At 69.6% G+C, this 25,121-nt stretch carries 24 protein-coding genes and 6 pseudogenes; 9 read left to right on the top strand and 21 right to left on the bottom strand.

From position 1 onward, the window contains the following. Positions 1–44 precede the first annotated feature (44 nt). From H4687_RS44660 to H4687_RS44650, 3 genes and pseudogenes are all read right to left on the bottom strand, one after another. On the bottom strand, positions 45–545 hold the full coding sequence (locus H4687_RS44660) for a hypothetical protein (RefSeq protein ID WP_159026210.1): 501 nt from the start codon (positions 543–545) through the stop codon (positions 45–47). Between the two features lie 17 nt (positions 546–562). After that, entirely contained in the window at positions 563–919 is a 357-nt protein-coding gene (locus tag H4687_RS44655) for a hypothetical protein (protein ID WP_107082365.1), read from the bottom strand. Continuing rightward, a pseudogene (locus tag H4687_RS44650) lies at positions 895–993 on the bottom strand (IS5/IS1182 family transposase); the annotation flags it as partial. The pseudogene H4687_RS44650 and the gene H4687_RS44655, both read right to left, overlap by 25 nt. On the opposite strand from H4687_RS44650, the pseudogene H4687_RS48645 reads away from it, so the two are divergent. Both H4687_RS48645 and H4687_RS44640 read left to right on the top strand, forming a co-directional pair. After that, a pseudogene (locus H4687_RS48645) lies at positions 969–1,449 on the top strand (transposase); the annotation flags it as partial. The pseudogenes H4687_RS44650 and H4687_RS48645 overlap by 25 nt on opposite strands. Before the next feature lie 172 nt (positions 1,450–1,621). Further along, positions 1,622–1,771 carry a hypothetical protein gene (locus tag H4687_RS44640; protein ID WP_159026209.1) on the top strand — a complete coding sequence of 50 codons (150 nt, stop codon included), beginning with the start codon at positions 1,622–1,624 and terminating at the stop codon, positions 1,769–1,771. Between the two features lie 202 nt (positions 1,772–1,973). Here H4687_RS44640 and H4687_RS44635 read toward each other — a convergent pair whose 3' ends face one another. Further along, the gene (locus H4687_RS44635; RefSeq protein WP_046917078.1) at positions 1,974–2,870 is read right to left on the bottom strand and encodes a LysR family transcriptional regulator; all 897 of its coding nucleotides are present in this window, start codon (positions 2,868–2,870) and stop codon (positions 1,974–1,976) included. A gap of 110 nt (positions 2,871–2,980) precedes the next feature. On the opposite strand from H4687_RS44635, the gene H4687_RS44630 reads away from it, so the two are divergent. Genes H4687_RS44630 through H4687_RS44620 form a run of 3 tightly spaced genes read left to right on the top strand, consistent with a single transcriptional unit; the run spans position 2,981 to position 5,884 of the window. Then, complete coding sequence (locus tag H4687_RS44630; RefSeq protein WP_052768299.1) at positions 2,981–4,186, top strand: four-carbon acid sugar kinase family protein; 1,206 nt, start codon at positions 2,981–2,983, stop codon at positions 4,184–4,186. Next, the gene (gene pdxA / locus H4687_RS44625) at positions 4,183–5,166 is read left to right on the top strand and encodes a 4-hydroxythreonine-4-phosphate dehydrogenase PdxA (protein ID WP_234317490.1); all 984 of its coding nucleotides are present in this window, start codon (positions 4,183–4,185) and stop codon (positions 5,164–5,166) included. The genes H4687_RS44630 and pdxA overlap by 4 nt, the downstream gene beginning before the upstream one ends. A gap of 46 nt (positions 5,167–5,212) precedes the next feature. Beyond that, complete coding sequence (locus H4687_RS44620; RefSeq protein WP_052768298.1) at positions 5,213–5,884, top strand: HisA/HisF-related TIM barrel protein; 672 nt, start codon at positions 5,213–5,215, stop codon at positions 5,882–5,884. 204 nt (positions 5,885–6,088) lie between these two features. Here H4687_RS44620 and H4687_RS48640 read toward each other — a convergent pair. The 8 genes and pseudogenes from H4687_RS48640 to solA (H4687_RS44585) form a co-directional block, all read right to left on the bottom strand. Further along, positions 6,089–6,381: pseudogene (locus H4687_RS48640) on the bottom strand (Tn3 family transposase); the annotation flags it as partial. A 12-nt stretch (positions 6,382–6,393) separates the two neighbouring features. Further along, positions 6,394–7,005: pseudogene (locus H4687_RS44615) on the bottom strand (aldehyde dehydrogenase family protein); the annotation flags it as partial. After that, on the bottom strand, positions 7,002–7,319 hold the full coding sequence (locus tag H4687_RS44610; protein WP_225967014.1) for a succinylglutamate desuccinylase/aspartoacylase family protein: 318 nt from the start codon (positions 7,317–7,319) through the stop codon (positions 7,002–7,004). The gene H4687_RS44610 and the pseudogene H4687_RS44615, both read right to left, overlap by 4 nt. After that, positions 7,316–7,696, bottom strand: a complete 381-nt coding sequence (locus H4687_RS44605; protein WP_225967013.1) for an ABC transporter permease — start codon at positions 7,694–7,696, stop codon at positions 7,316–7,318. Before H4687_RS44605 ends, H4687_RS44610 begins: the two co-directional genes overlap by 4 nt. Positions 7,697–7,772: 76 nt before the next feature. After that, positions 7,773–8,081: a cupin domain-containing protein gene (locus tag H4687_RS44600; protein ID WP_225967012.1), complete on the bottom strand. Its 309-nt coding sequence runs from the start codon at positions 8,079–8,081 to the stop codon at positions 7,773–7,775. 399 nt (positions 8,082–8,480) lie between these two features. Then, on the bottom strand, positions 8,481–9,452 hold the full coding sequence (locus tag H4687_RS44595; RefSeq protein WP_192781789.1) for a succinylglutamate desuccinylase/aspartoacylase family protein: 972 nt from the start codon (positions 9,450–9,452) through the stop codon (positions 8,481–8,483). 18 nt (positions 9,453–9,470) lie between these two features. Then, positions 9,471–10,607, bottom strand: a complete 1,137-nt coding sequence (gene solA, locus H4687_RS44590) for an N-methyl-L-tryptophan oxidase (RefSeq protein WP_050399446.1) — start codon at positions 10,605–10,607, stop codon at positions 9,471–9,473. Positions 10,608–10,653: 46 nt separating this feature from the next. Continuing rightward, the gene (solA, locus tag H4687_RS44585) at positions 10,654–11,793 is read right to left on the bottom strand and encodes an N-methyl-L-tryptophan oxidase (RefSeq protein ID WP_046914664.1); all 1,140 of its coding nucleotides are present in this window, start codon (positions 11,791–11,793) and stop codon (positions 10,654–10,656) included. A gap of 687 nt (positions 11,794–12,480) precedes the next feature. Between solA (H4687_RS44585) and H4687_RS48635 the strand changes: the two are divergent. Together H4687_RS48635 and H4687_RS48330 are read left to right on the top strand one after the other, a co-directional pair. Next, a pseudogene (locus H4687_RS48635) lies at positions 12,481–12,741 on the top strand (helix-turn-helix domain-containing protein); the annotation flags it as partial. Further along, complete coding sequence (locus H4687_RS48330) at positions 12,728–13,189, top strand: Lrp/AsnC family transcriptional regulator (protein WP_046914663.1); 462 nt, start codon at positions 12,728–12,730, stop codon at positions 13,187–13,189. The pseudogene H4687_RS48635 and the gene H4687_RS48330, both read left to right, overlap by 14 nt. A gap of 68 nt (positions 13,190–13,257) precedes the next feature. On the opposite strand, the gene H4687_RS44570 is transcribed toward H4687_RS48330, so the two are convergent. The 7 genes from H4687_RS44570 to H4687_RS44545 form a co-directional block, all read right to left on the bottom strand. Beyond that, positions 13,258–14,688: an aldehyde dehydrogenase family protein gene (locus tag H4687_RS44570; RefSeq protein ID WP_078907576.1), complete on the bottom strand. Its 1,431-nt coding sequence runs from the start codon at positions 14,686–14,688 to the stop codon at positions 13,258–13,260. Further along, positions 14,681–15,769 carry a homoserine dehydrogenase gene (locus H4687_RS44565; protein ID WP_046914677.1) on the bottom strand — a complete coding sequence of 363 codons (1,089 nt, stop codon included), beginning with the start codon at positions 15,767–15,769 and terminating at the stop codon, positions 14,681–14,683. Before H4687_RS44565 ends, H4687_RS44570 begins: the two co-directional genes overlap by 8 nt. An 870-nt stretch (positions 15,770–16,639) precedes the next feature. Continuing rightward, positions 16,640–16,897, bottom strand: coding sequence for a DUF6248 family natural product biosynthesis protein (locus H4687_RS48630; RefSeq protein ID WP_404819306.1), 258 nt, complete (start codon positions 16,895–16,897; stop codon positions 16,640–16,642). A gap of 22 nt (positions 16,898–16,919) precedes the next feature. Continuing rightward, positions 16,920–17,645 (bottom strand): L-ribulose-5-phosphate 4-epimerase AraD, encoded by a 726-nt coding sequence (gene araD, locus H4687_RS44560; RefSeq protein ID WP_037683737.1) that lies wholly within the window; start codon positions 17,643–17,645, stop codon positions 16,920–16,922. Between the two features lie 49 nt (positions 17,646–17,694). Continuing rightward, positions 17,695–19,212 carry an L-arabinose isomerase gene (araA, locus tag H4687_RS44555; RefSeq protein WP_046914662.1) on the bottom strand — a complete coding sequence of 506 codons (1,518 nt, stop codon included), beginning with the start codon at positions 19,210–19,212 and terminating at the stop codon, positions 17,695–17,697. A 64-nt stretch (positions 19,213–19,276) separates the two neighbouring features. After that, positions 19,277–20,959, bottom strand: a complete 1,683-nt coding sequence (gene araB / locus H4687_RS44550) for a ribulokinase (RefSeq protein ID WP_046914661.1) — start codon at positions 20,957–20,959, stop codon at positions 19,277–19,279. 141 nt (positions 20,960–21,100) lie between these two features. Further along, on the bottom strand, positions 21,101–21,934 hold the full coding sequence (locus H4687_RS44545) for a hypothetical protein (RefSeq protein WP_192781848.1): 834 nt from the start codon (positions 21,932–21,934) through the stop codon (positions 21,101–21,103). A 117-nt stretch (positions 21,935–22,051) separates the two neighbouring features. Between H4687_RS44545 and H4687_RS48325 the strand changes: the two are divergent. Next, a pseudogene (locus H4687_RS48325) lies at positions 22,052–22,339 on the top strand (thermonuclease family protein); the annotation flags it as partial. A 123-nt stretch (positions 22,340–22,462) separates the two neighbouring features. Here H4687_RS48325 and H4687_RS44535 read toward each other — a convergent pair. Together H4687_RS44535 and H4687_RS44530 are read right to left on the bottom strand one after the other, a co-directional pair. Beyond that, positions 22,463–22,981 (bottom strand): HEAT repeat domain-containing protein, encoded by a 519-nt coding sequence (locus H4687_RS44535; protein WP_046914659.1) that lies wholly within the window; start codon positions 22,979–22,981, stop codon positions 22,463–22,465. A gap of 319 nt (positions 22,982–23,300) precedes the next feature. After that, the gene (locus H4687_RS44530; protein WP_046914658.1) at positions 23,301–23,945 is read right to left on the bottom strand and encodes a TetR/AcrR family transcriptional regulator; all 645 of its coding nucleotides are present in this window, start codon (positions 23,943–23,945) and stop codon (positions 23,301–23,303) included. A 311-nt stretch (positions 23,946–24,256) separates the two neighbouring features. On the opposite strand from H4687_RS44530, the gene H4687_RS44525 reads away from it, so the two are divergent. After that, positions 24,257–25,069: an SDR family NAD(P)-dependent oxidoreductase gene (locus H4687_RS44525; protein ID WP_046914657.1), complete on the top strand. Its 813-nt coding sequence runs from the start codon at positions 24,257–24,259 to the stop codon at positions 25,067–25,069. Positions 25,070–25,121: the final 52 nt, after the last annotated feature.

Genomic DNA, 25,121 nt, shown 5'->3' with positions numbered 1-25,121 from the left:
GGAGACTCCTTCCCATCGCGGTCGCATCACAGCGGATGGCCGCTTCAGTGCAGTTGCTGGACACCCGTCGCGTCACGGACGAAGACGGAGCGGGTGTCCGTGGCGCTGTAGCGCTCCTTGGCGTTGAAAGCGGGCGGCGTACCTGTCACCGGGACGTCCGGCTGTTCCACGTACAGGACGTAGGTCTTCGCCGTGTCCGTCTCGCTGTCGAGTTGCAGCCAGGCTTTGCTGCCCGCGGCAGGAAGGGTGCCGGCTGCCTTGATGGTCACCGAGGTGGCCGTCTGGTCGAAGGTGTACGTCGCCGCGCCGAGTTCGAGCCGCTTGCGGGGGCCGTCCTTCCAGCGTGTAAAGAGCTCGATCCACTCCTCTGGCCACAGTCCGCCGTGGCTGCCAGGCGGCATGTTGCTTTTCAGGCGGCCGAGGATGTCATCGGCTTGGGCGACGACGGCGTCATAGTCCCAGAGGTCGAACGCGTCACTCATATGGTCGCGATCGGTGGCGCGGAACATGGGCCGGATATGGAGTTCGAAGACTGGTGTACGCACGTTGACCGTAACCTCCATCAGGACGTCCTTGAGCCTGACCTCCGTAACGAGGTCCGTCGGTTGCGGCTGTCGTTCAGTTGCGCGGAACGGCGCGGAATGAGCGCGCTGATGTCCTGGCGTTTCCTGATCACCGCTTCCTCCGTCTCGGCCGAAGGTAGAGGAGGCGGTGACGCGTACGAGGCATCAGTCCGAATGTGGGCGCGCCGCCAGTTCCCTGGCCCCTTTGTGCAGGTCAGGGATGCGGCTGGGTGATCGTCGATCCAGGACAGGCCTCCGATGTCAAGGCGGTGGCGGGTGCGGGTGACGGCGACGTAGGCGAGGCGGGCTTCGCCGTCGTCGATCTGGCCGGGCACCGCGCGGCCGGTGTCGTCCACGCCTCGATGATGCCGTGCTCGCGCGCGGCCCGGACGTCGTGGACGGCGCCGGCCAAGGCTCGTGAAGCCCACAGTCATCGAGGCCGGCAAGCAGACAGCCCGGCCGGTGCAGTGGCGGGAAGGCTCCCGCCCGGGCAGCGGCCGCAGCGGAGTGAAGCGCATGTACTCCCGCTTCGTGGTCCTGCGCGTGCGGCCCGCCGGACGCGAGATCCGCAAAGCCTGCGGCGGCCCGGAGCTTCCCGTCTGCTGGCTGCTGGCCGAATGGCCCGCCGGCCAGCCCGAACCTGTCCAGTTCTGGCTGTCCAACCTGCCCGCCGACACCCCACTGGCCACCCTGGTGCGAACCGTGAAACTACGCTGGCGCATCGAGCACGACTACCGCGAGATGAAGCAGGTCCCTGGGCCTGGCCCACTTCGAAGGCCGCACCTGGCGAGGCTGGCACCACCACGTCACCCTCGTCTCCGTCGCACACGCCTTCTGCACCCTCCAGCGCATCACCCGGTCCCCAAAAGGGACGGCGCCGGCCTGAGCCTCTACAAGGTCGCCCGCGAACTGCAGCTACTCCTCGCGGTCTGGACCGGCCCCTGCCCCACCTGTCACCGCAACATGCCAGAACCGATACCCACCTGACCAAGCACTACTAGGGGCTGCTCACTTCCAGGAGAGCCGCAACACCGGCGCGGGCCCGCGGACTCCGGCGAATGGGCCGAGGTGGAGAACCCGGCCGCCGCGAGATCATCGGCCGGGTACCCGCATCCGACGCCTCGGACGTGGGCCGCGCGGTGGCCGTCGCCAAGGAGGCGTCCCGGCCGGGCCTGCACGGCCCCTGTGCGAGCACGGCGCCCTACTGATCAAGTTTCGGTGACAAGCTCGCCGAGCACCACATCCTTCATGCAGCCGGCGCCTGGATGGCTGAGCATTTCGACGCCGCGTTCCTTGGCCTGAGTCGCCGACTGCCTGCCCCGCACACGGCATCGACGTGCCCGAGCCACCGTGTCACCGCTTGGACTTGACGGTCGGCTTCTCCGGCGAACGACGTTGATCCCAAGGAGTTCACGGGTTGCCGTCGCCGAGTTGTGCCGCCTGGGTCCGTAGCCATGAGAGCAGGACGGAGATCCGTGCGTCGTCCTCGGGTGGCCGGCGGCTGAGGAGGTAGTAGCCGGTTCCGTCGGGGACGAAGCCGTGGGGCGCGGCGAGTTGTCCTTGTACCAGGTCGTCGTGGACGAGGGCGTAGGGGCCGATGGCGGTGCCGATGCCTGCTGAGGCGGCCTTCAGGGTCAGGTAGAAGTGTTCGAACGTCTGCTCCGAGCTGGATAGGGCCGCCATTCCGGTGGCACTTCGCCAGTCGTCCCAGGCTCGGCGCCTGGTAGCGGTGTGGAGGAGAACGTCCGCCGCGATGCCGTCGGCGGTGGTGACGCCGGGCGCGAGGTCAAAGCGGCAGACCGGCCCGATCCGTTCGGCGAACAGGTAGGTGCGGGTCATCTCCGGTGGGAAGGGGAAGTCGTCGCGGCGGATCGCGAGGTCGATGTTGTCGCGTTCGAGGTGGAGGGGGCCGCCGCCTGCGGACAGGTGGAGGTCGAGGTCCGGAGCCTGTGCTTTCAGGTCGGGTAGGCGGGGGATGAGCCAGCGCATCAGGAGGGTCGGTTCGCAGGAGAGGGTGAGCGGCCCGGTGACCGGGCGCCTGGAGATTAGCCGGGCGGCGGTATCGATCTGGTCGAGGGCATCCCGGACTGCGGCTGCGAGCTGCCGTGCCTCAGGAGTGGGGCGCAGCGTACGTGTGCCGCGCTCGAAGAGGGTCATGCCCATGGCTCGTTCGAGGTTCTGGATCTGGCGGCTGACCGCGCCATGCGTGACGTGGAGCTCGTGGGCGGCGTTGGTCATGCTCGCGTGGCGCACGGCGGCTTCGAAGGGAAGCAGGGTGTTGAGCGGGGGAAGGTCGGGCCAGCGCATGCGTGAACTTTACTCACACCAGCCGTGAGAATGAATCGTTTGTCCAGCAGTTTTGGCGGCCTCACTATTGATTGCGTCACCGGGAAGCCGACGAAATCGAGAGGCGGGCCATGCCCCCGCTACGCAGCACCCTACCGAGCATCGCCGTTCTGGCGGATGACCTCACCAGTGCCGGGGACGGTGCGGCACCGTTTCGCCGAACCGGCCACGAGGCCCGGATCCTGTTCGGTGCACCGGCCACCGCCGACCGGCACACCCCGGGCGTGACCGCCATCGACCTCGGCACCCGGCTGCTGCAGGAAACCGAAGCCGTAGACCGTACGCGCCACACGGCATCGGCGTTCGCAGGCTGTGACCTGCTGCTGAAGACAGTGGACTCCACCCTTCGAGGCCACGTCGCCGCCGAGGTCCGGGCTGCGCAGGCCGGATCGGGGCGGCGGGCGGTGGTCGTCGCCCCTGCCTTTCCGGCGCAGGGGCGGGTGACGGTGGGTGGGGTGCAGTATGTGCACGGCGTGCCGGTGGACGAGAGCGACTTCGCGCATGATCCGGTGCATCCGGTCAGCTGCGCGGACCTGGCGGTGCTGCTCCCGGAGGCCGTGCGGGTCGGGCCGGACGAGGCCGATGAGTTGCCCCGTCTGATCGCCGACGGCGGCCTGTTCATCTGCTCGGCTGCGACGGACGAGGAACTGAACCGGTTCGTGCGAGCCGTGCCCGGGCTTGACCAGGTGCTGTGGGTCGGCTCCCCAGGGCTCGCCGCGGCCCTGGCCCGCCGCTGCGCGCGTCAGGCCGCTCAGCCCACGCCGTCCGTGCGGCCGGCCCGGCGTCCTTTGGTGGTCGTCGGCAGTGCCAACCCGGTCAGCCGACGTCAGCTGGCCGCCCTTCACGCCCGGGGGGATGCCGACGGAATCCGTGTCACCGAGGATCCGGGAAAGTCGCTCGTCGCAGCGCGCCGTCTCACCTCCGAGGTGCTCACTTTGCGGACCCCGGACGAGCGCCACGACGCCGCCACCGCACAGGCCCTCGCCGCGTCGCTGGCCACCACCGTCCGCCTGCTGGTCGACGAGAACGCCGCCGACACCCTCCTGATCACTGGCGGAGAGACCGCCGCGACGGTGTTCCACGCCCTCGGCGCCACGGGCATCGCCCTGATCGACGAACCCGAACCCGGTAGCGCCCGCGGCACGCTCCTCGGTCGCTACCCGCTGCCCGTACTGGTCAAGGCCGGAGGCTTCGGCGACGACGCCGCGCTCCTGCGCCTGTGCCACCTCGCCAGACACCCCCTCACACACACCCTCGAACGAGGAGAGAACACGTGACCCCGATCGCCATCACCATGGGCGACCCTTGCGGCATCGGCCCGGAAATCACCCTCAGGACCTGCGCCGACCCGCGCCGTACCGTTCCCGTCGTCGTCATCGGCGACCCCGGCGTCCTCACCCGAGCCGACCTCGTCGCCGGCACGGGGCTGACCATCCGCGCCATCAGTTCCCTCGACCAGGCCACCCACGCCCCGGGGACTGTGGACGTCCTGGCCGAGAGTGATCTTCCCGACGACCTCCCCCTGGGGGCGTTGGACGCCCGCGCCGGCGCCGCCTCCTACACCTATGTGAGGCGCGCCATCCAACTCGCCCTCGACAACGACATACGGGCCGTGGTGACCGCCCCGATCAACAAAGAAGCCCTGCGCCTCGCCGGCGTGCCCTACCCCGGCCACACCGAGATCCTCGCCGACCTGTCCGGCACCACCGACTACGCCATGATGATGGCCAACGACGAAGTGCGCACCGTCCTGGTCACCGTCCACCAGTCCCTGCGCACCGCACTCGACGCGATCACCACCGACCGCGAATTGGACATCATCCGCCTCACCCACCGCACTCTCCAGCGGGGCGGCCTGGCCGCCCCGCGCATCGCGGTCGCCGGCCTCAACCCGCATGCCGGCGAGAACGGCCTGTTCGGGCGCGAGGACCTCGACGTCATCGCCCCCGCCATCGAGCTGGCCCAGCGGGAGGGTATCCAGGCCAGCGGTCCCTGGCCGGCCGACACCGTCTTCATGAAGGCACGCGCCGGGCACTTCGACGTCGTCGTCGCCCAGTACCACGATCAGGGTCTGATCCCCGTCAAGTACCTCGGCATCGAACACGGCGTCAACATCACCATCGGCCTGCCGTTCGTCCGCACCAGCGTCGACCACGGCACGGCCTTCGACATCACCGGCCTCGGCATGGCCGACCACACCAGCCTGCTCACCGCGCTGCGCCAGGCCGACGACCTGTCGGCACCCGGCCACCCCTGATCCCGCCGCACCCCACTCGGCCGTACTCAAAGAAAGGCGCACGACCGTGGACTTCATCTTCATGCTCACCCGCGACGACCGCACCGTCACTGACTGCCTCGACGTCCTCGACACCGTCAAGGACCTTGGCATCACCCACATCGGCTTCAAGGACGTCGGCGTCGACCGCGACACCCTCACCCAGCTCCACACCCGCCTCAGAGACTCCGGCGCCACCACCTACCTCGAAGTCGTCAGCACCAACCGTGAACAGGCCCTCAACTCAGTGCGCACGGCGGTCGATCTCGGTGTCGACTGGCTCATGGGCGGCACCTGGACCAAGGAGACCCTTGGCCTCCTGAACGGCACCCGCATCGCCTACCTGCCGTTCGCCGGCCAGCCGATCGGCCACCCCACCCGCCTGGCCGGCGACCCGGAACGCATCGCCGCGGACTGCCGGCGCGCCGAAACCGAAGGCTGCGCCGGAGTCGACCTGCTGGCCTACCGCGCCACCGACGCCGAGCCGCTCGACCTGGTCCGCGCCGCCCGCGCCGCAACCACCGGTCGTCTGGTCGTCGCCGGTTCCATCACCGGCGACGACCAGATCCGGGCCATAGCGGCGGCCGGAGCCGACGCCTTCACCATCGGCTCCGCAGCCTTCGACGGCTCCCTCCAGCCCCACGCCGGCACCATCCGCTCCCAACTGGCCCCCGTGCTGCGGACGGTCAGCGCCCTGTAGAAGCCCTTGTCCCGGCACCACGACCGACGGACCGACGTTCCACGGCGGCTGGCCATCCCCGTAGATGGCTGGCCAGCCATCGGGACAAGCGGAGAGTAGACGCTCCGTGGACAGCCACCAGGACCCGCCAGCACTCAAGCTGGGGCCAACGGCAGCCGTCCGCTGCCGCCGCGCCCCGGCCGCCAGCAACTCTTCCGCAGGCAGCGCCCGCAGCTCCCGGACGACGGGACAGCGCGTCGTCCACAGCACGGCGGCATTCAGGCCCGGGCCGGGCGCGCCAAGCTGGTCTTCCTGCCACGTCCGGTACGCCTGCATGATCTACCCGCGCCTGCCGTGGCAAATGTCCCGGGCGAACTTGTGGCGACACTCCTGCACGGTGTACTGCCGGTTCATCTGCCGCTGCGTAGGTGATCGGGTCGACCACGGGGAGCAGGTGCAGGGCCGTGGGCGATCCGCCCACATTCGGCGAACGCGGTGCCCAGCGGGGTGGGCCGTCCCTGGACCACGTTCAGGACGCCCGGCGGAAGACCGCACTCCAGGGCGATCCTGCCGATCTCCAGCGGGGTGAGCGGCGCCTCGGGTGAGGGCTTGAGGACCACGGTGCAGCCGGCGGCCAGCGCGGGGGCGGAACCCCTCGCGGTGTTCTGCAGGGGGTAGTTGAACGGGATGATCTGGCCGGAGACACCGATCGGCTCACGGACGGTGTAGTCGATCAGGTCGGGGCCGAGGGGGATCGTCGAGCCGCCGAGCTTGTCGGCGACGCCCGCGTAGAACTCGAAGTAGCGGGCGGCCGCTTCGACATCGGCCTTCGCCTGGCGAAGCGGCTTGCCGACGTCCTGGCTCTCCAGGCGGGCCAGCCGTTCGCCCTGGTAGCGGATGGCCTCCGCGATCCGGTACAGGATCCGGCCGCGGTCGGCGGCACGCATCCCGGCCCACGCCGGGGAGGTGAGGGCCGCGCGCGCGGCGGCCACCGCCTGGTCCACGTCCGCCTTGCCGCCCAGCGCCACCTCGGCGATGGCCGTGTCGTTCGACGGGTCGAGGACGGTGAAGGAGCGTCCGTCGGCGGCCGGGACCTGCTTGCCGTCGATGAGCAGCTCGGTCAGCTGCAGTTCGTTGGTCATGGCCGGATCTCCCCGAGCACCTCGCCGAAGATGACGACCTCGTCGCCGGGGCGGACCGTGCGGATGCGGCGGACCCAGAGCACGATGCCGTCCTGCGGCGCGCTGACCTCTTCCAGCGTGGTGCCGTAGTGGTCGGTGATGGTGGCGATTCTGTCGCCTTCCTTGCAGGTCTCCCCCGGCTCGGCGTGGGCGACGAAGAAGCCGCCGGCGGCGGAGCGGGCCAAGGTCCCGGAGACGGTCGTGTAGGTGTCCCGCAGCTCCGCCTCGCCGTCGGTCAGGCCGAGGCTGCCCAGGATGTTGCGGATCGACTTCATGTGGTGCTCGACATTGGTCCCGACAGGTCGTCGATGTAGCGCCTGCCGTCCGTGTCGTCGACGTACGGGCCCTCCCCTCGCCGGACGACGAGGAGGTCGTCCCCCTCGGCGCCGAGCGATCCGTTGGCAAAGGTGATCTTCCGGGCGATCGTGAGGCGTCCGGCGCCCATGCTGGCGGCGGCGTCCCCCAGGCGTTCGTCGATGCCGCGCAGGGTCGCGATCAGGATCAGTACCGCGATCGGTGAGGCGAGCACGGTGTGGCCCAGGGCGATGGCGAGGGGGCTGCCGAGCATCGCGGCGGGTTCGAAGAGAAGGAACAGTCCGAGTGCCGTGACGATCTGCGGGATGACCAGGGGGCCGAGGACCAGAGCGAACACCGCCGAGCGCAGCGGGAGTTCGCTGCGGACCAGGGCGTGGTGGCGGTGACTCCGATGATCAGGGAGAACACGGTGCTCAGGGCGGCGACCAGGGCGCTCGGGGAGAGCGCGGCCGGCCATAGATCTTGCGCACGGTTTCGATGGTCTTCCAGACACCGACGTAGCCCGGCTTCATGACAAAGCTGTCGCCTGCCTTGTAGACCACCGGCTCGCCATCTTCCGGCGTGAGCTCGACGATGCCGGAGAGGATATGGCAGAACTCGAAGGTCTCCCCCTTGATCGAGTGCGTCTCCCCAGGAGTCCCTTCCCGGACGCCCGTATGAATCGTCTCCTCACGGGCGACGTCCCGAGCCCAGGTCTTGAAGGCGGGGTTGCCGGAAATCAAGCGTTCCGGGAGTGGGCCGGACTCGCGTGGCGCGAAGGAGATCGGTGTCGATGGCCTTCAGGAGCGACATGCTTTCCCTTTTTGAACTTGAGAAGTTGGTACGGCGCACGGTCGATGAGCCGTTGCCGAGCGGCGCCTGGCACGTGCTCGTGGGCGTGGCCCGTTTCCGGTGTACGGAGGCCGGCGGCGGGTGGCGCGGATGCGGTCCTCGGCACGGACGCACTGTGGGTGGCGCAATCCGAGTGCGGCGATCGAGGCATGCGCTCGACTCGTGGTCGATCGGTCATGCTGCAATCGGCGGCGCCCGAGGCAGCGCGGAGGACGGGCGTTCAGCCCGATGCTGGTAGGGATGCCCAGCACGGAGTAGGGAGTGGAGTCAGAGGGCGGGCACACGGCCCGTCAGTCGTGCGGGGTGACGATGGCGGCGAGTTCCGTGCCGGGGCGGACGGAGAGCCCGTTCATGCCGTAGAGGATCTTTCCGGTGGCGGTGGCGGTGACCTTGTGCTCGGCGCCGTCGACCGGGTCGATGATGCGGCCGATGGTCTGTCCCTCGGTCACCTCGTCACCGGTGACCGCGTCCGGGTACCACAGACCGGTGATCTCGGAGACGACGTCACCCGTCCAGATCCACTCGCGTGGCTGCACGGTCGCCGGCTTGACGTGCTCCGACGCCTCGATGACACCGAGGTGGTGCAGGATCCGGTACAGGGCGTCGAGCAGCCTGCGCACGGTGGCGGACTCGCGGTCGCCGAGCTGCCCCGTCTCCACGAGAATCGCGGGCACACCCAGCCGGTTGGCAGCGGCATGGCTGTTCCCGCCGTCGGGGAGGGGACGGACGATGATCCGCTCGTAACCGACCGCGTGGGCCATCGCCCTGTTCTTCGCGTCCAGTGCGGAGTCGGAGGTCAGCCGGTAGGCGGCGAAGTCGAGCAGATGCTGGTCGATGCCGCCGCTGTGCAGGTCCACGTAGGCGTCGGCGCCGTCGATCAGGTGCTCGAACAGCCAGGCCGCCATCCGCTCGGTGGGGCCACCGTCCTTGTCGCCGGGGAAGACCCGGTTGATGTTCACACCGTCCAGCGGCGAGATGTTGAGCCTGCCCCCGTACACGGCCGGGGGGTTGGCCACGGGGCAGATCACCACCTGGCCGGCGACCTCTTCCGGCTCCAGCAGCCCGGCCAGGCGGGTGGCGGCGTCGACACCGATGAACTCACCGCCGTGGACACCACCGGTGATCACCACCCTCGGGCCGGGCCGGGAGCCGTTGACGAGGACCAGCGGGACCTCCACGGTCGTGGTGCCCAGGTCGGCGGTCAGGCTCCCGCGGGTCTTCTGGCCGGGCTCGGCCCGCAGCGAGCCGATGGTCAAAGTCATGGCTTACCTCGTTCGAACTCAGGCCGTGATGCGGCCGGTTGTGGTGATGAAGTCGATCGGCTGGGAGGTGCGGCCCTCCAAGGCGAGGTCGGCGGCGATGTCGCCCATGGCCGGCGAGATCTTGAAGCCCTGGCCGGAGAACCCGGCCAGCAGGACGATGTCGTCGCAGCCCGGCAGCGGTCCGACCAGCGGCAGGGTGCTGTCGGTGTAGCCCTCCATGAAGACCGACAGGCGCACCGGATCGGGGTTCAGGCCCGGCAGATGGCGGCGCACCGCCGCCGTGAAGGCTTCCAGCTCCTCCGGCGTGACGGTCCGGTCCAGGCGGTTCGGGTCGTCCACGGGCTTGTGGTGGGGCTGGGGCAGGCCGAGCTTGACGGCCAGGCCGTCCGGGGACGGGATGCCGTAGAACGGGATGTCCCCGCAACGGATGAAGGCGGGACGCTCCGCGTCTGCCGGGTGGTCCTGGTGGGGCAGGAACCAGGCGCTGATCGCGCGGTAGACGCTCACCTCCCACGGCAGGTCGGGCAGCAGGTCACCCGCCCACGGGCCAGGGGTGACGACCGCGGCGTCGAAACGCTCCGTGCCGGTGTCGGTGCGGATCTCCACGCCTCCCCCGGCTACAGGAGTGACTTCCCGCACCGGGGTGTAGCGGCGGATGCGCGCGCCCAGCTCCTCGGCGCGCCGGGCCGCGGTCTGGACCGTCAGCTCGGGGCGGATGAAGCCCGCGTGGCGGTCGAGAATCACCAGGTCACCGTCGTCGACGCGGAACTGGGGGAACCGCTTGGCCATCGCGTCGGCGTCGATCACCTCGTGGTCGAGGCCGTGTTCGGCGATGCCGTCCATGACGGTACGCATCTCGGGGTCGTCGGCCGGCCCCATGACCAGGGCTCCCGTCAGGCGGCGGAGCACTCGCCCGGTCTCCGCCTGCAGCTGCTTCCAGAGGGCGTCGGCGTGCCGGACGAGCGGCACATAGCGGCCGTCGTGGGTCTGCACGCTGCGGAAGACCCGGGTCTCACCGCCCGCGGCGCTGCGGTCGTGACCGGGGGCGAACCGGTCGTAGGCGACGACCTCTGCGCCGCGTGCCGCCAGCCGCCAGGCGGCCTGACTGCCCATCGTGCCGGTACCGACGACGGCGACACGCTTCCTTACGGCCATGTCACATTCCTTGCTGGGTGTGCCGAATGGTGGTCGGGGGACGGAGTCAGGCCGCGGTGCGGTCGACGGTGGAGATGAAGTCGATGGGTTGGGGCGAAGTACCGTCCAGGGCGAGGCCGGCGGCAATGTCGCCGAAGGCCGGGGAGAGCTTGAAGCCGTGGCCGGAGAACCCGGCCAGCACGACGATGTTCTCCGCACCGGGCAGCGGGCCGACCAGCGGGCGACTGCTCTCGGTGTAGCCCTCCATGAAGACGGACAGGCGGGTGGGGTCCGGGTGCAGATCGGGCAGATAGCGGCCGATCAGCTCGGCATAGATCTCCAGCTCCCCCGGCTGCACCGTACGGTCCAGCGCGTTCGGGTCGCCCGCCGGCTTGTGCAGGTACTGGGAGAGGCCGAGCTTGACCGAGACGCCGTCCGGGGAGGGCAGACCGTAGCAGTGGGTGGGCGCGGTGCGGATGAACGCGGGACGCTCCTCGCCGAACCAGGCGCCGGGGGTGGTGGGCACGAACCAGGCGCTGATCAGGCGGCGGATCTCCACCTCCCAGGGCAGGCCGGGCAACAGGTCGTTGACCCAGGGGCCCGGGGTGACCACGGCCGCATCGAAGCGCTCGCTGCCGGCGTCGGTGCGGACCTCCACCCCGCCGCTCACCGGCGTGATCTCACGCACCGGCGTGTAGCGGTGGATCACGGCACCCAACTGCTCGGCCCGGCGGGCGGCCGTCTGGACGGTCAGCTCGGGACGGATGAGCCCGGCGCGGCGGTCGAGCACGGCCGCGTCGCCGTCCTCGAGCCGGTACTGCGGGAAGCGCTTGGCGAGCAACTCGGCGTCCAGGACCTCGTGGTCGAGGCCGTGCTCCGCGATGGACTCAAGGACGGTGGCCATCTGCTGCTGCTCAGTCGGCCCCATCAGCAGGCACCCGGTCAGCCGGCGCAGCTCACGGCCGGTTTCCTGCTGGAGCTGCTCCCACAGGGAGTCGGCGTGCTTGAGCAGCGGGACGTACCGGGAGTCCTCGAAGTGCGCGCTGCGGAAAACTCGGGACTCACCGCCAGCGGCACTGCGGTCGTGGCCGGGAGCGAACCGGTCGTAGCCGACGACCTCGGCGCCCCGGGCCGCCAGCCGCCAGGCGGCCTGGCTGCCCATCGTTCCCACGCCGACGACGGCGACGCGCTTCTTGGCAGTCGACACAGGGCTTTCCTTTCGTATCGCCGAGGCACATGCTGGCCCCCGACGTGAGCTGTCAATTCCAGGCTGTTCGGATGGGTCCTGGGCTTTTGGGACACCGGCTCGCAACCATCGCGTCTCGGAGCACCGGCTCAGGCCTGATGGAATCCTCCAGATCGTGCCACAATGTGGAACAGTATGCTGAAATCTGGCACAGACAATGGCAGCGACTCACAGGAGGGTCAAGAGGGTATTGGACAGAAATTCCGGGGATTACGGGGGAAACTGGATGGAAACGCAGAGCGCCTGCAGGTCACCGCGCACCTGGGGGCGGTCACCCGCCCCCACCGCCGGGGAGTTCGACGAGACTCAAAACGGTCCACCTTCGGCGTCCGATGCCCTGTAACGCATGGACGTGACAGGATCCGGGCCTACACCCTGACGCCGCCGAGCCCGCCCGTCGGCCGGCCGACGGGAGCACCGGTGAGTTCATCCACCGGAACGGCAACGCTCGGAAACGCGCTGCCTAGCAAGGACGTGGCCCGCCTCTCGATTTCGTTGGCCCACGGTGACGCGATCAATATTGATGCCGTCAGAACCACTGGACAAACGATTCGTTCTCACAGCTGGTGTGAGTAAAGTTCACGCAAGCGTCGGCCAGACCTTCCACCGCTCAACATCCTGTTCCCCTTCTGAACCACCGTTCGTCACGCGAGCGGTACCATCGCCGCCCACGAGCTTCACGTCACGCATGGCGCGGTCAGCCGCCAGGTCCAGAACCTCGAACGAGCCCTCGTGACCCGCTTCGAGCGCGGCACACGTACCCTGCGCCCTGCTCCCGAAGCACAGCAGCTCCCCGCGTCGCCGCTACGACCGGCCTCAGTGTCTGCGGCACCCCGCGACCAGCCTGCTGTGAGGGCATGCGACCTCGACCGATTCGCGAAGGAGACGGTCCACCGTGGACGCCATTGACGAGAAGATCATCGCCGAGCTGACCCGCAACGCCCGCATCTCGCACTCCGAGCTGGCAAGCAAGGTGCTGCTGTCCCGCAACGCGGTGCGCCAGCGTGTCGAACGGCTGGAGCGCCAGGGCCACATCGCCGGCTACACCATCGTCCGCGCCGGCGACGACACCGGCGATGTCGTCTCGGCGCTGGTCCTCGTCTACCGCCAGGACCGCATGCGCGGCGGCGATGTCCTGGCCGCGCTCAAACGCATCCCGGAGGTCGTCATCTGCGAGGTCCTCAGCGGCGACTTCGACATCATGGTGCGCCTGGAGGCGGCCTCGCTGGAACGCGTACGAGTCATCTGGGAGGACATCGCCCAGATGCCGGGCGTACGGGACACGGTCACGGCGCTCACGCTGTCCAGGGTGGTCGACCGCCCGCGAGGAGAGCGGAGTTCGACGGCAGCGACGTGAGCAGCGGAGTTGCCCGTGCTCCTCGGCCATCGTGATACCCGGAAAGCCCCGATCGGCACGGAAGGCGGTCATTGGACCACTTCGCTGATGTGGTTGATGCAGACGACTTTGGGTTGGGTCATCTCCTCGAAGGCGAACCGAACACCTTCGCGGCCCATGCTGCCGTACTTGAATCCGCCGAACGGCATGGCGTCGAAGCGGTAGTCGGACGAGTCGTTGATCATGACTCCGCCGGCTTCCAGCAGCCGGGCCGCGTTCAGGGCGCGGTCCAGGCGGGAGGTGAAGATGCCGGCGTGGAGGCTGTAGTCGATGGCGTTGGCCTGCTCGATGGCGTCCTCGAAGGACGTGAAGGGCTGCAGCACGACGACCGGGGCGAACACCTCCTCCTGCCAGATCGAGCAGGTCGCCGGGACGTCTTCCAGGACGGTCGGCGCGTACAGGGAGCCGGTGGCGTGGTTGCCGCACAGCAGCCTCGCGCCCTCGGCGACCGCCTTGTCGACCTTGGCCCGGGTGGCGGCCGCGGCCTCCTGCGTGATCATGGGGCCGACGTCGGTGCGCTCGTCGAGCGGGTCGCCGACGCGCAGCAGCTTGGTGCGGGCGACGAACGCGTCGCGGAAGCGCTCGTAGACCTCGCGGGCGATCAGGATCCGCTGGGTGCCGATGCAGTTCTGGCCCGCGGCCCAGAACGCGCCGGAGACGCAGGAGGCCACGGCCTCGTCGAGGTCGGCGTCGTCCATGACGATGACCGGGGCGTTGCCGCCCAGGTCCATCGCGAGCTTTTTCAGGCCGGCCGTGCGGGAGATGGCCTCGCCGGTGGCGAACCCGCCGGTGAAGGACACCATGCGCACGTCGGGGGCGGCCACGATCGCGGCGGCGATGTCGGCATCGCCGTTGACGACGGTGACGATCTCCTCGGGCAGGCCGGCCTCGATGAGGGTGTCGACCAGGCGCAGCGCGGACAGCGGCGTCAGCGCGGACGGTTTGAGGATGACCGCGTTGCCGCCGGCGATGGCCGGGCCGAGCTTGTGGGCGACCAGGTTGAGGGGGTCGTTGAACGGGGTGATCGCGGCGATGATGCCCAGCGGCTCGCGGGTGAACCAGCCCTGCCGCTTCTCCGAGCCCTCGTAGGAGTCGAAGGGGATGACCTCGCCGGCGTTGCGGCGTGCCTCGGCCGCGGACAGCGACAGGGTGTTGACCGCGCGGGCTACCTCCTTGCGGGCCTGGGTGATGGTCTTGCCGGCCTCGCTGACGATCAGCTGGGCGAAGGACTCGGCGCGCCGCTCGATCAGGCGGGCGGCGCGTTCCAGGACGGCGGCCCTGGAGGCGCGGGACAGCGCGGCCGCCGTGCGGCGCCCGCACCTCGCCTGCTGCAGAATGCTCCCAGCGGCGCTCGCGTCGACGGTGGGCACCGAGGCGATGACCTCGCCGGTGTAGGGGTTGTGCACGGGCGTCGTGTCGGTGCCGAGTTCGATGCCGGGGGGCACGACGGTGTCAGACACGGTGAGTCTCCTTCAGAACGGGGCGCGTGGGGGCGGTGTCGTCGTCCGCGTGGCGCTGGTGGATGGCGATGATGTCCGACAGCAGGGCGTAGGCGGTCTCGATGCGCCCGGCGCCCGGCCCGGACACCGTGACGGTGCCGAGGAGGTCGGTGTGGAAGGCGACCGCGTTGACCGGGCCGGAGATCCCGGCGAGCGGGTGCTGGGCGGGCAGGGCCAGCGGGGCGACGCGGGCATCGACACTGCCGTCCTCTTGACGGACCGCGGAGCCGACCAGCTTCCAGCGCAGCCCCTTCGAGGCGGCGTCCCGCACCTCATGGGGGGTGATCGCGGAGATGCCCTCGCAGAAGACGTCCTCGCGGCGCAGGTCCGCGCCGAGGACCTCGTTGGCCAGGATCATGACCTTGAGCTGGACGTCATGGCCTTCGATGTCCGCGGTGGGATCGGCTTCGGCGTACCCGAGCTCCTGGGCCTCGGCGATGGCCGCCGACAGCTCGACGCCCTCTTCGAGGCGGCCGAGGATGTAGTTGGAGGTGCCGTTCAAGATGCCCTGGACGCCTGTGACCTCAAGGCCGGCGAACATGCGCTCGACGGTGCGCAGGATGGGGGTCCCGCTGAGTACCGAGCCCTCGAACTCGAAGCCGACACCGCGCTCTGCGGCCAGCTGCTTCAGTGCGCGGCCGGCGAGTGCGACCGGTCCCTTGTTGGTGGTGCACACGTGCTTGCTCGATTCCAGGGCCCAGCGCACATGGGAGAGGGCGGGCTCGCCGTCGGTGGGATCGGTGAACGTCGCCTCCACGACGATGTCGGCCGGGACCTCGCGGATCACCCACTCGTTGCGCGGATCCGCGCTGCCGCCGGCACGGCCCGCGAAGCTCAGCTCCCCAGGTTCGGCGGCCAGCAGCGGCGCCAGATCGATGCCGTCGGTGTCCACCAGGGAACCGGCCCGCAGATCGGTGATCGCCACCACCCGCAGGGCGAAGCCCAGCTCCTCGGCCAGGCGTTCCCCGCTCCGGGATATCAGCTCGGCAAGCGCGCGATTGACGCCGCCGAACCCGATGAGGGCGAGATCGTATCGGCCCATGAGATCGCTCCTTCGCAGTCCGCCGCCTCCACGGTGCGGCTGCTCGAGAGCCTCGCTTGTCTGCTTGTCACCTGCTCCATGCCACAACGGCCACGACGCATGCCGATCTGCTGTGTCGGATGGCGATTCGCCCACACCACCTTCGGCGACACCGCGCTGGAGAGGCCGGACGGCCCGTACGGGACCGAGCAACGGCTCCCACTGTGCGCCTACTGCTCCACAGCTGGGGCCGGACGAGTCCGCGGGCGCTTCGGCACGGACGCAGTGCGCCCGCCGCCCTCGCGTCACCGACTTGCTCAGCCGATGGTCGCCGCAGGCAGCCCGTCGAGATCTTGCGCGGCATCGTCAATCCGCTCTCCGACCACTTCTTGTCCCGACACACCAAGCTCCATGCTCGCCGGGGGCACGCTGCCGCCCGGCGCCGAACCAGTCACCGACGGCCCGGGGCGACGACGCAGAGCGCAGCTTGCCCGTGTCGAAGGAGACCAGCACTGTGGTCGGGCCCGGAGGCGGACACGAGCCGTTCGACTGAACGTCCGGGATGTCGGACCGCAGGTCGGCCGCTCTGGCCCATCTGCCCGGGTGGAAGCTCTCAGGGTCGGGATACTCCACGGTGCGCCGGGGACGTCACCCGCACGCCGCAGCCCCCGGCCGACCGGTGCGGGCGGCCGCCACGCCGACGCAGAGCCGTGTGGTGCATGTGAGCACCATGGCCGTTGCGGGCCTCCACGGTGTAGCGGCGGGCGTCGAAACCTCCGTCCCGGACATGCGCCCGCGAGTGCCTCCGTTCGCGCCACCGCTGGCACCAGGGCGACGCGGTCGGTACCTCCGGCAGGTCCTCGAACGGCAGGGTCTCCTGTACCGGGGACCTCATGGTGCCTCCCTGCCCCCGCGCCCCTGCGGGCCGCTCGCGAAGAGGGTGAGCTTTTCCTCCGGGTCGGCTGCAGGCCGGTGTGCGGGGATGGCGTGCTGGGCGGCAGGGGGCTTCTCGGCTTTGTCCGTGTCGAAGGTCTCTTCGACGTCCGCCGGGTGAGGGCAGGTGCAGAGCCACCGGCAGGGCCGCCGGCCCGGTCCGTACCGGATGACGGCGACGACGAACCCTTGCGGGGGCCGTCGGCGCTGACGCACCGGTCGGGGACGGCCGCTGCGCTCATCCGGCCGGTGCGGGAGTGGGGTTGCCGTAGTAGGCGTCGGGGCCGTGTTTGCGGGTGTAGTGGCGGTTGAGGAGGTGCGGGGGCGGCGGGGCGGTCGGAGACAGGGCCAGGGTGTGGAGGGCGATGTCGGCGACGGCCTCGCAGATGATGGCGTGTTCGAGGGACTTGCGGGCGGTGGCACCCCAGGTGAACGGGCCGTGGCCCGCGACCATGGCCGCAGGTACCTCCACGGCCTTCTGGTCGTCCTCCTTAAGCATGTCCACGATCACCCGGCCGGTGTTGTACTCGTAGTCCTTCGCGCACTGCTCGGCGGTGAGGTCGGGGGTGCAGGGGATGGGGCCGTTGAAGGTGTCGGCGTGGGTGGTCCCCAGCACCGGTATCTCCAGGCGGGCCTGGGCGAAGGCGACGGCGTGGGTGGAGTGGGTGTGGGTGACGCCGCCGATGGAGGGGAAAGCCAGGTAGAGGCAGCGGTGGGTCTCGGTGTCGGTGGAGGGGCGCAGGTCTCCGTCGACCACCTCGCCGTCGGAGAGGCGAACGGTCACCAGGTGGTCGAGGGCGAGATCCTCGTAGGGCACGCCGGAGGGCTTGATGACGAAGACGCCTGCCTCACGGTCGACGCCGCTCACATTGCCCCAGGTCAGCGTCGCCAGGCCGACCTGAGGGATGGCCAGGTTCGCGTTCAGCACCTCTTGGCGCAGGCCGTCGCGGACTCGTACGGTCATCTGTCGTCGTCTCCTTGGATACGGATCCGGTTCTTGGGCTGCACCGCTGTCACAGGGCTTGGGCGAGGCGGTGGTAGGCGGCGTTCCAGCGGACTTCCTTGGCGAACTGCTCGATGCTGGTGGTCTCGTCGATGGTGAGCAGCTCGACGCCGGTCATGGCGGCGTAGTCGGTGAGTGTCTCGATGTCGACGGCCGAGCTGAGCACGGTGTGGTGCGGGGCGCCGGCGAGAAGCCAGCTCTCGGCGGACTCCGCGAGAGAGGGGCGGGGCTTCCACACGGCGCGGGCCACCGGCAGGCGGTGCAGCGGCTCGCTGGGGCTGATGACATCCACGGCGTTGGCGGTCAGCCGGAACCGGTCGCCGAGGTCGGAGAGGCCGACGACGACCGCTTTTCCGGGCGCCGCGTCGAAGACCAGACGGACGGGGTCCTCGCGGCCGCCGATGGAGAGGGGATGGATCTCGCAGCGAGGGCGGGCGGATGCGATGGAGGGGCAGACCTCCAGCATGTGGGCGCCGAGGACGCGTGGGGTGCCGGGGCCGAGGTGGTAGGTGTAGTCCTCCATGAAGGAGGTGCCGCCGGGCAGCCCGGCGCCCATGACCTTCATCGTGCGCAGCAGGGCCGAGGTCTTCCAGTCGCCCTCGCCGCCGAAGCCGTAGCCGTCGGCCATCAGCCGCTGGACAGCGAGGCCGGGCAGTTGGCGCAGGCCGCCGAGGTCCTCGAAGTTCGTGGTGAAGGCGGTGAAGCCGCCCTCGGAGAGGAAGGTCCGCAGGCCGGCCTCGATACGGGCCGCGTAGAGCAGGGAGTCGTGGCGGATGCCGCCGGGGCGCAGCGCCGCGACCACGTCGTACGACTCGACGTACTCCTCCGCGAGTTCGGCCGCCACCTTGTCCTCGACCGCGTCCACGACGGCGACGAGATCATTGACGGCGTAGGTGTTCACGGAGAAGCCGAACCGCAGCTGGGCCTCCACCTTGTCGCCCTCGGTGACGGCGACATCGCGCATGTTGTCGCCGAAGCGGGCGAGGCGCAGGCTGCGGGAGGTGTGGCGGCCGACGGCGGCGCGGGCCCAGGCCGAGACGCGTCGGATGACTCGTGGGTCGGTGGCGTGCCCGGCGACGATCTTGCGGTCGATGCCCACACGGGACTCGATGTGGCCGAACTCGCGGTCGCCATGGGCGGCCTGGTTGAGGTTCATGAAGTCCATGTCGATGCTCGGCCAGGGCAGCGACAGGTTGTACTGGGTGTGCAGGTGCAGCAGCGGCCGGTCCAGGGCGCTGAGTCCGCCGATCCACATCTTGGCGGGTGAGAAGGTGTGCATCCACGCGATCACGCCCACGCAGGTGTCGGAGGCGCTCGCCTCCTGGCAGATCCGCCGGATCGACTCGGCGTTGGTGAGGACCGGTTTCCACACGATCCTGACCGGCAGCTTGCCGGGGCGGCCGAGGGTCTCGGAGATGCTCCGGGACTGGTCGGCCACCTGACGCAGGACGTCGTCGCCGTACAGGCCCTGGCTTCCGGTGAGGAACCAGATCTCGTGCTCGAGGTAGGGGGTGGTGCTGGTGTTCATGAGGGTTTTCCTTTCAGGGTGACGACCACCGATGAGGCGAGGGCCGTCGGGTACAGGGGGTCGCTCAGGCGGACGCCTCGGCGCGGATCCGGCGTAGTCGGTGCATGACCTCGTTGGCGCCGCGCCCGAAGTAGTCGTGCAGGAGCTGGTATTCGGCGAACAGCCGGTCGTAGGCCGCGGCCCGCTCCGGGTCGGGCTGGTAGACGCCCGCACGCGCCTTGCCCATGGCCCGGGCGGCGGCCCGGATGTCCGGGTACGCCCCCGCCGCGACCGCCGCGTGCATCGCCGAGCCGAGAGCGGGTCCCTGGGCAGAGTCGATCACGCCGAGGGGTCGGCGGGTGACGTCGGCGTAGATCTGCATGAGCAGCGCGTTCTTCGTCAGGCCGCCCGCGATGATCAGTTCGTGGACGGGCACGCCCGCGGTCTCGAATGTCTCGATGATGGTGCGGGTGCCGAAGGCGGTGGCTTCCAGCAGCGCCCGGTAGACGTCCTCCGGGAGGGTGGACAGGGTCAGGCCCACCAGGACTCCGCTGAGGTCGTGGTCGACCAGGACGCTGCGGTTGCCGCTCTGCCAGTCCAGAGCGATCAGTCCGTGCTGGCCGATCTCCTGTTCGGCCGCGAGTGCCGTCAGGTGTTCGTGTGCGTTCCGTCCGAGCGCGGCGGCCTCCTTGGCGTACGACTCGGGGAAGCCGGTGCGGATGAACCAGCCGAAGATGTCGCCGACGCCGCTCTGCCCGGCCTCGTAGCCCCACAGGCCGGGCAGGATGCCGCCGTCGACGACGCCGCACATGCCCGGGACCTCGGCCCACTGGTCGGAGCTCATGACGTGGCAGGTCGAGGTGCCCATGATGGCCACCATCCGGCCCGGTTCGACGGCCGTGGCGGCGGGCGCCGTCACATGGGCGTCGACGTTGCCGACGCAGACCGCGATGCCTTCGGGAAGACCCGTCCACGCGGCGGCCTCGGCCGTCAACGTGCCTGCCAAATCGCCCAGTTGACCGATGGGGTGGTCCAGCTTGGTGGTCACGAAGTCGGCGAAGCCGGGATTGAGCGCGGCGAGGTACTCGGGGGAAGGGTAGGTGCCGTCCTGGTACTGGCCCTTATATCCGGCGGTGCAGGCGTTGCGGACGTAGGTGCCGGACAGCCGCCACACGATCCAGTCGGCGGCCTCGATCCAGCGGTCGGTCAGCTCGTAGAGCTCCCGGTCCTCCTCCAGCAGTTGCAGTGCCTTGGCGAACTCCCACTCCGAGGAGATCTTCCCGCCGTACCGCTTCAGCCACGGCTCCTTGCGCTCTGCGGCCAGGTCGGTGATCCGGTCGGCCTGGGCCTGCGCCGCGTGGTGGCGCCACAGCTTGACGTAGGCGTGCGGGCGGCCGGTGAGGTGCGGCAGTTCACACAGCGGGGTGCCGTCGGTGAGCACCGGCAGCATCGTGCAGGCGGTGAAGTCCGTACCGATCCCGATGACCTGCTCCGGCCGCACACCGGCCCGGGCCAGCGCCTCCGGTACGGCGATACGCAGGACGTCGATGTAGTCCGAGGGCACCTGCAGGGCCCAGTCGGGCGGCAGCGGGGTCCCGTCGGGCAGCTCCCGGTCGAGGACGGCGTGGGTGTAGGGGTGGTCGGCGGAGGCGAGTTCGGTGCCGTCGGACACGCGAACCACGATGGCCCGTCCGGACAGCGTCCCGTAGTCGACTCCGATGACGTAGGTGTCGGACTGCGGCTGTTCCGCGTGTTCAGCGTTCACCATCTGCTCTCTCTGTTCGATATTTCGTACGTCGTTCGAGTGGATGGACAAGGCGAAAAGTGAGATCCGGGAAGCCGGGAAGCCGGCCGTTGAGCGGCGCGACGGTCACCTTGTCGATGTCGGGCGCGAAGGCGGAGGAGTTGCTCAAGGTTGCAGTTGCCGGACCCGGAGACCTGGTTGTTGGCGTAGCGCACGTTCATCACGTAGCGCCCGGCCGCAGGGGCGTGCACCTGGAAGGCGAGGGTGTCGCCCGAGCCGTTGCCGACGCTGCCGACGTACTTGCCGCCGGGAGGCCCAGGTGCTGTTGGCGACAGCCGCGGCTCCGGCACGGGTGGCGGCCTCGGCCTGGTAGGTCGTGGCGCCCGTGGTGTCGACGCCGCCGGTGACACGCAGGTCGCGCAGGGTGAGGCTGTCGCTGGACGGGCCGGCGGCGGTGATGCGGTTGTTACCCGCCGACAGGCCCAGCTTCAGGGTCTTGTCCGTCGGGCTGCCGCTGCTGGACGCCGGCGTCACGGCAGTGTCGCCGGCCAGGCCGAGCGTGCCGCTCGCGGTGGATGCGTAGTCGGCGTGCACGGTGCAGTAGCCGTCGGCCGGAGCGAACACGTCGAAGGCGGCGTTGTCACCGGAGTCCAGGGCCAGGGCGCCGGCGCCTCGGAGAGCGAGGGTCTGGGATGGGAAGAGCGGGCCGACAGCCGTAGATATCGCCGGCCTCCTGCCGGAGGCTTCGCCGGAGCGCGGAACGGTGGACCAGTGGCGGGTGCGGAACACGTGCTGCCCCCTTCGACGGCCGCAGTCCGATATTTCGAACGACGTGCGGTATTGCGAACCATGAACTACGAACGAAAGATAGGTTTCAGCCAAGAGCACGTCAATGGGACTGGCCAGTTCAGTTCCGATTCGTTCTGGGCCTGTTCTCGCCGCCGGCGTGGCCTGGGCGGCATCGAGCTGCAAGTCCATCGAGACGGTGATCGAGTTCATGCCGCTCATGATGTTGTCCGGCACCTTGATGCAGGTGCCGGACCCGTTGAACGTGAGCCCCTCACCGTTGCCAGACCAGCCCGCGGTGCCATTACGATCGACGGTGACACCCTCGAGGTGCGCGGCGACGGCGAGGTCCCGCCGAAGGACACCGTGGCCCGGGTCCGGCTTCTGGAGATCGACACTCCGGAGCGCGGTGCCTGTTTCGCCGACGACGTCACTGGCCGCACGGCCACGCTCCTACCGCCGGGCAGCCGCGTCCGCGCCGAACGGGACGTCGACCTCACCGACCGCTATGACCGGTACCTGCTGTACGTGCGGAACGAGCAGGGCGCCTTCGTCAACCAGTCCCTTGTCCGCAGCGGTCACGCCGAGGCGGTCCTCTTCCCGCCCAACGACAAGTACTGGCCCAGGATCTCTGACTCCGAGGACGCCGCCCGGCAGGCGGGAGCCGGCCTGTGGACCGCCTGCCCCGAGCAGCCGGAAACCTCCATTCGCTCCGACGGAGCGGCGGCTACGACTCCGCGGTCAGAGTTCGCCGCGGCGTGCGAGTTGATTCAGCGCGTTCTCGCGGACGATCTTGTTCTCGTCGTCGCGCAAGCCTTCGAGGGCGTCCCGGGCCTCCGGGCCGGGAATGGCGCCGAGAGCCCAGATCGCCTTCACCGCGAGCGCCCGGTTCTCGTCCCAGTCCAGATGCTCGGGAACCCAGTGGGTCGCCAGGGCCAGCGTCGGCACCGTACGGGGCGAGCGGAGGCGGCCCAGCATCCTGACGATGTCCTCGTGGTCCCTGTGCCAGTCGGCGGGGAGCAACTCGGTCAACGCCTCCAGGAACTCCTCGACCGAGGCGTCGGCGGCGGCATGGAGGATCAGCGCCATCTCGACGTCGTCGGCGTCCTGGCGCTCCATGGCGTCCCGGAGCAGCCTCAGCGCCAGGGCCTCGCCGTCGGACTCGCCGAAGTGGGCGAGCACCTCGTCGAGCGTGCGCGTCGGACCATCACCCAGTCCGACCGCCAGGCCCATGATCAGTTCCTGCTCCTCGGGGGTCATCGCTTGACAGCCTCCCATGCGTTGAACCCTCGGGAGGCACTCGCCGAGAATGATCTTGTTAGGGTTCAGCCGACCTCTGGCCCGGTCGTCGCCGCCGGCAGGTCCTGTGCGCCGGGCGGCACTCCGCCCGCCCGGTGCTCGCCGAGTGCGGACGCGAGGACCTCCGGGTCTATGCCGCCCGCACCACCACCAGCCGGTGAGGTCGGGAGCACCGCGGTCTGCCGCTGACCGCGTTCGTCGGCGGTCAGCGGCAGGCGGGATCAGCGATGCCGCCTGCCGCACGGGGAGGTGCCGTTCGTTCGGACTGCCGGGCTGGGACCTACTGCCGCGCGGCGTTGCCACGGAGCCCGAGCCTTGTGATCGTGCGGCGGAGTGCGGTCCGGATCGCCTGCGTCGTCGACGGGTCGAGCGGTGTGGAGAGATGGTCGATCTCCAGACCCGCGATGACCGAGAGAATGATCTCTGAGTCCGTCTCGGGATCGTCCGAGCCGAGCCGGTTCGCGACATGGCCGACCTGGATCTGCAGCGCCTGGCGCCACGCTCGCGAGACACGTGCGAGATCCGGCCTGCGGGTCGACTCGATCAGGAACTCGTACTCCGCGACCAGGCTCGTGCGTGCCTCGGTCAGCCCGTGATGGATGAACGTCGTGAGGTGCTCCGCGATGTCGTCGGCATGGTCGCCGTTCTCGACACCCGCGAAGGCGGCGAGGACCCGGTCCGCCTCCCGGCGCGTGTGCAACTCGAACGCCTCGAGGATCAGATCGTCCTTGGTCTTGAAGTAGTAGCCGAGAGCTCCGAGCGGCAGCCCCGCCTCCGCCGCGATGGCACGCATGGAGAGCCCGGCGAGTCCCTTGTCTCCGATGACCCGCAGGGCTGCTTCGAGGATGGCCGCTTTGCGGACCCCGCCGCGCTCGGTCAGGACAGGGGTGTCTCGTTGCTGGGCGGACTCGCCGGGCCGGCTCATGTCTGTCGTCGTCCTTCTCGCCTGTGGGTGACCGCCGGGCGTCGCACGACGGCAATGGCCGCACGGTAGCAATCGGGGGGCGAAGTGCCTGTGCGGTGCGCCGCGGCATCCTGTCCCTTCATCGCTGGAACTGGAACGAACGTACCACTCGTATCAAGAAAAGCCGACCCCCACTCGAGTTCGTGACGGTACCCTCCCCCTGGCATACAGGTGAATTGCTCATTGCCGCGCAGCCTTGTTCTCCCTTACTGTGACGAACGTTCAACTCAGTCACGTCACGAGACGTCCAGGGATTCGAGGGTGGGCACCACATGAACCCGACCAACGCCGACGGCCGGCCCGTCGCGGTCATCACCGGGGTCGGCAGTGCGTCCGGCATCGGTTTCGCCTGCGCCGAACGGCTGGCCGACGACTACTCGCTGCTGATCACCTCGACCACCGGGCGGATTCACGAGCGGGTGGCCGAGCTGGCGGGGAGCTGCCCCGTCCGTGGGGTCGCAGGCGATCTCACCGATGCCCGGTTCGCCGAGTCGGTGGTGGCCGAGGCGCTGGATGCCTTCGGCCGGATCGACGTTCTCGTCAACAACGCCGGCATGGTCTCGGTGGCCGAGCCCGAGGATCCGTCCAGCCTCGCGACGGCCTCCGACGAGCAGTGGCGTTCGGCCCTCTCGCGAAACCTCGACACCACCTTCTACATGACCCGTGCTGCGCTCCGGCCGATGCTGGACCGCGGTTACGGCCGGGTGGTGAACATGTCGTCGCTCTCGGGTCCGGTGATGGCCTACAAGGGTGACGTCGCCTACCACACGGCCAAGGCCGGCTTGATCGGTCTCACTCGCTCGACAGCCATGGACACGGCCTCGCGGGGCATCACGGTCAACGCCGTCGCGCCCGGCTGGATCGCGACCGGGGGACTCGACGAGCACGTCGACGCCCTCGGGGCGGCAACACCGGTCGGCCGTGCCGGGCGTCCCGGGGAGGTGGCCGCGCTGGTGGCGTTCCTGGCCTCGCCGGAATCGTCCTACGTCACCGGACAACTGTTCGTGGTGGACGGCGGCAACTCCATCCAGGAGGAGCGCGGGCTGAGCCCGGCAGGCGGTCCCCTGACGCTGTTCGCGCAGTAGCCCGCTGCTCACCCGCACTTCCTGTTCTGCCTGTGCTGCCCATCGCCAAGAG

This window comes from Streptomyces stelliscabiei, from assembly GCF_014873495.1.
In the GTDB taxonomy this organism is placed as follows: Bacteria; Actinomycetota; Actinomycetes; order Streptomycetales; family Streptomycetaceae; genus Streptomyces; species Streptomyces bottropensis.
The sequence above is the reverse complement of the archived record's forward strand: the minus strand, read 5'-3'. Positions and strand labels throughout refer to the sequence as shown.

Coding starts and splice junctions, on each gene's coding strand:
- H4687_RS44565 (WP_046914677.1), bottom strand. CDS start 15,769: ATGGGCCGATACGATCTCGCCCTCATCGGGTTCGGCGGCGTCAATCGC.
- H4687_RS44640 (WP_159026209.1), top strand. CDS start 1,622: ATGGGCCGAGGTGGAGAACCCGGCCGCCGCGAGATCATCGGCCGGGTA.
- araA (WP_046914662.1), bottom strand. CDS start 19,212: ATGAACACCAGCACCACCCCCTACCTCGAGCACGAGATCTGGTTCCTC.
- H4687_RS44610 (WP_225967014.1), bottom strand. CDS start 7,319: ATGAAGTCGATCCGCAACATCCTGGGCAGCCTCGGCCTGACCGACGGC.
- araB (WP_046914661.1), bottom strand. CDS start 20,959: ATGGTGAACGCTGAACACGCGGAACAGCCGCAGTCCGACACCTACGTC.
- H4687_RS44630 (WP_052768299.1), top strand. CDS start 2,981: ATGCCCCCGCTACGCAGCACCCTACCGAGCATCGCCGTTCTGGCGGAT.
- solA (WP_050399446.1), bottom strand. CDS start 10,607: ATGGCCGTAAGGAAGCGTGTCGCCGTCGTCGGTACCGGCACGATGGGC.
- H4687_RS44530 (WP_046914658.1), bottom strand. CDS start 23,945: ATGAGCCGGCCCGGCGAGTCCGCCCAGCAACGAGACACCCCTGTCCTG.
- araD (WP_037683737.1), bottom strand. CDS start 17,645: ATGACCGTACGAGTCCGCGACGGCCTGCGCCAAGAGGTGCTGAACGCG.
- H4687_RS44635 (WP_046917078.1), bottom strand. CDS start 2,870: ATGCGCTGGCCCGACCTTCCCCCGCTCAACACCCTGCTTCCCTTCGAA.
- H4687_RS44535 (WP_046914659.1), bottom strand. CDS start 22,981: ATGACCCCCGAGGAGCAGGAACTGATCATGGGCCTGGCGGTCGGACTG.
- H4687_RS44595 (WP_192781789.1), bottom strand. CDS start 9,452: ATGACTTTGACCATCGGCTCGCTGCGGGCCGAGCCCGGCCAGAAGACC.
- H4687_RS44525 (WP_046914657.1), top strand. CDS start 24,257: ATGAACCCGACCAACGCCGACGGCCGGCCCGTCGCGGTCATCACCGGG.
- H4687_RS44545 (WP_192781848.1), bottom strand. CDS start 21,934: ATGAACTCGATCACCGTCTCGATGGACTTGCAGCTCGATGCCGCCCAG.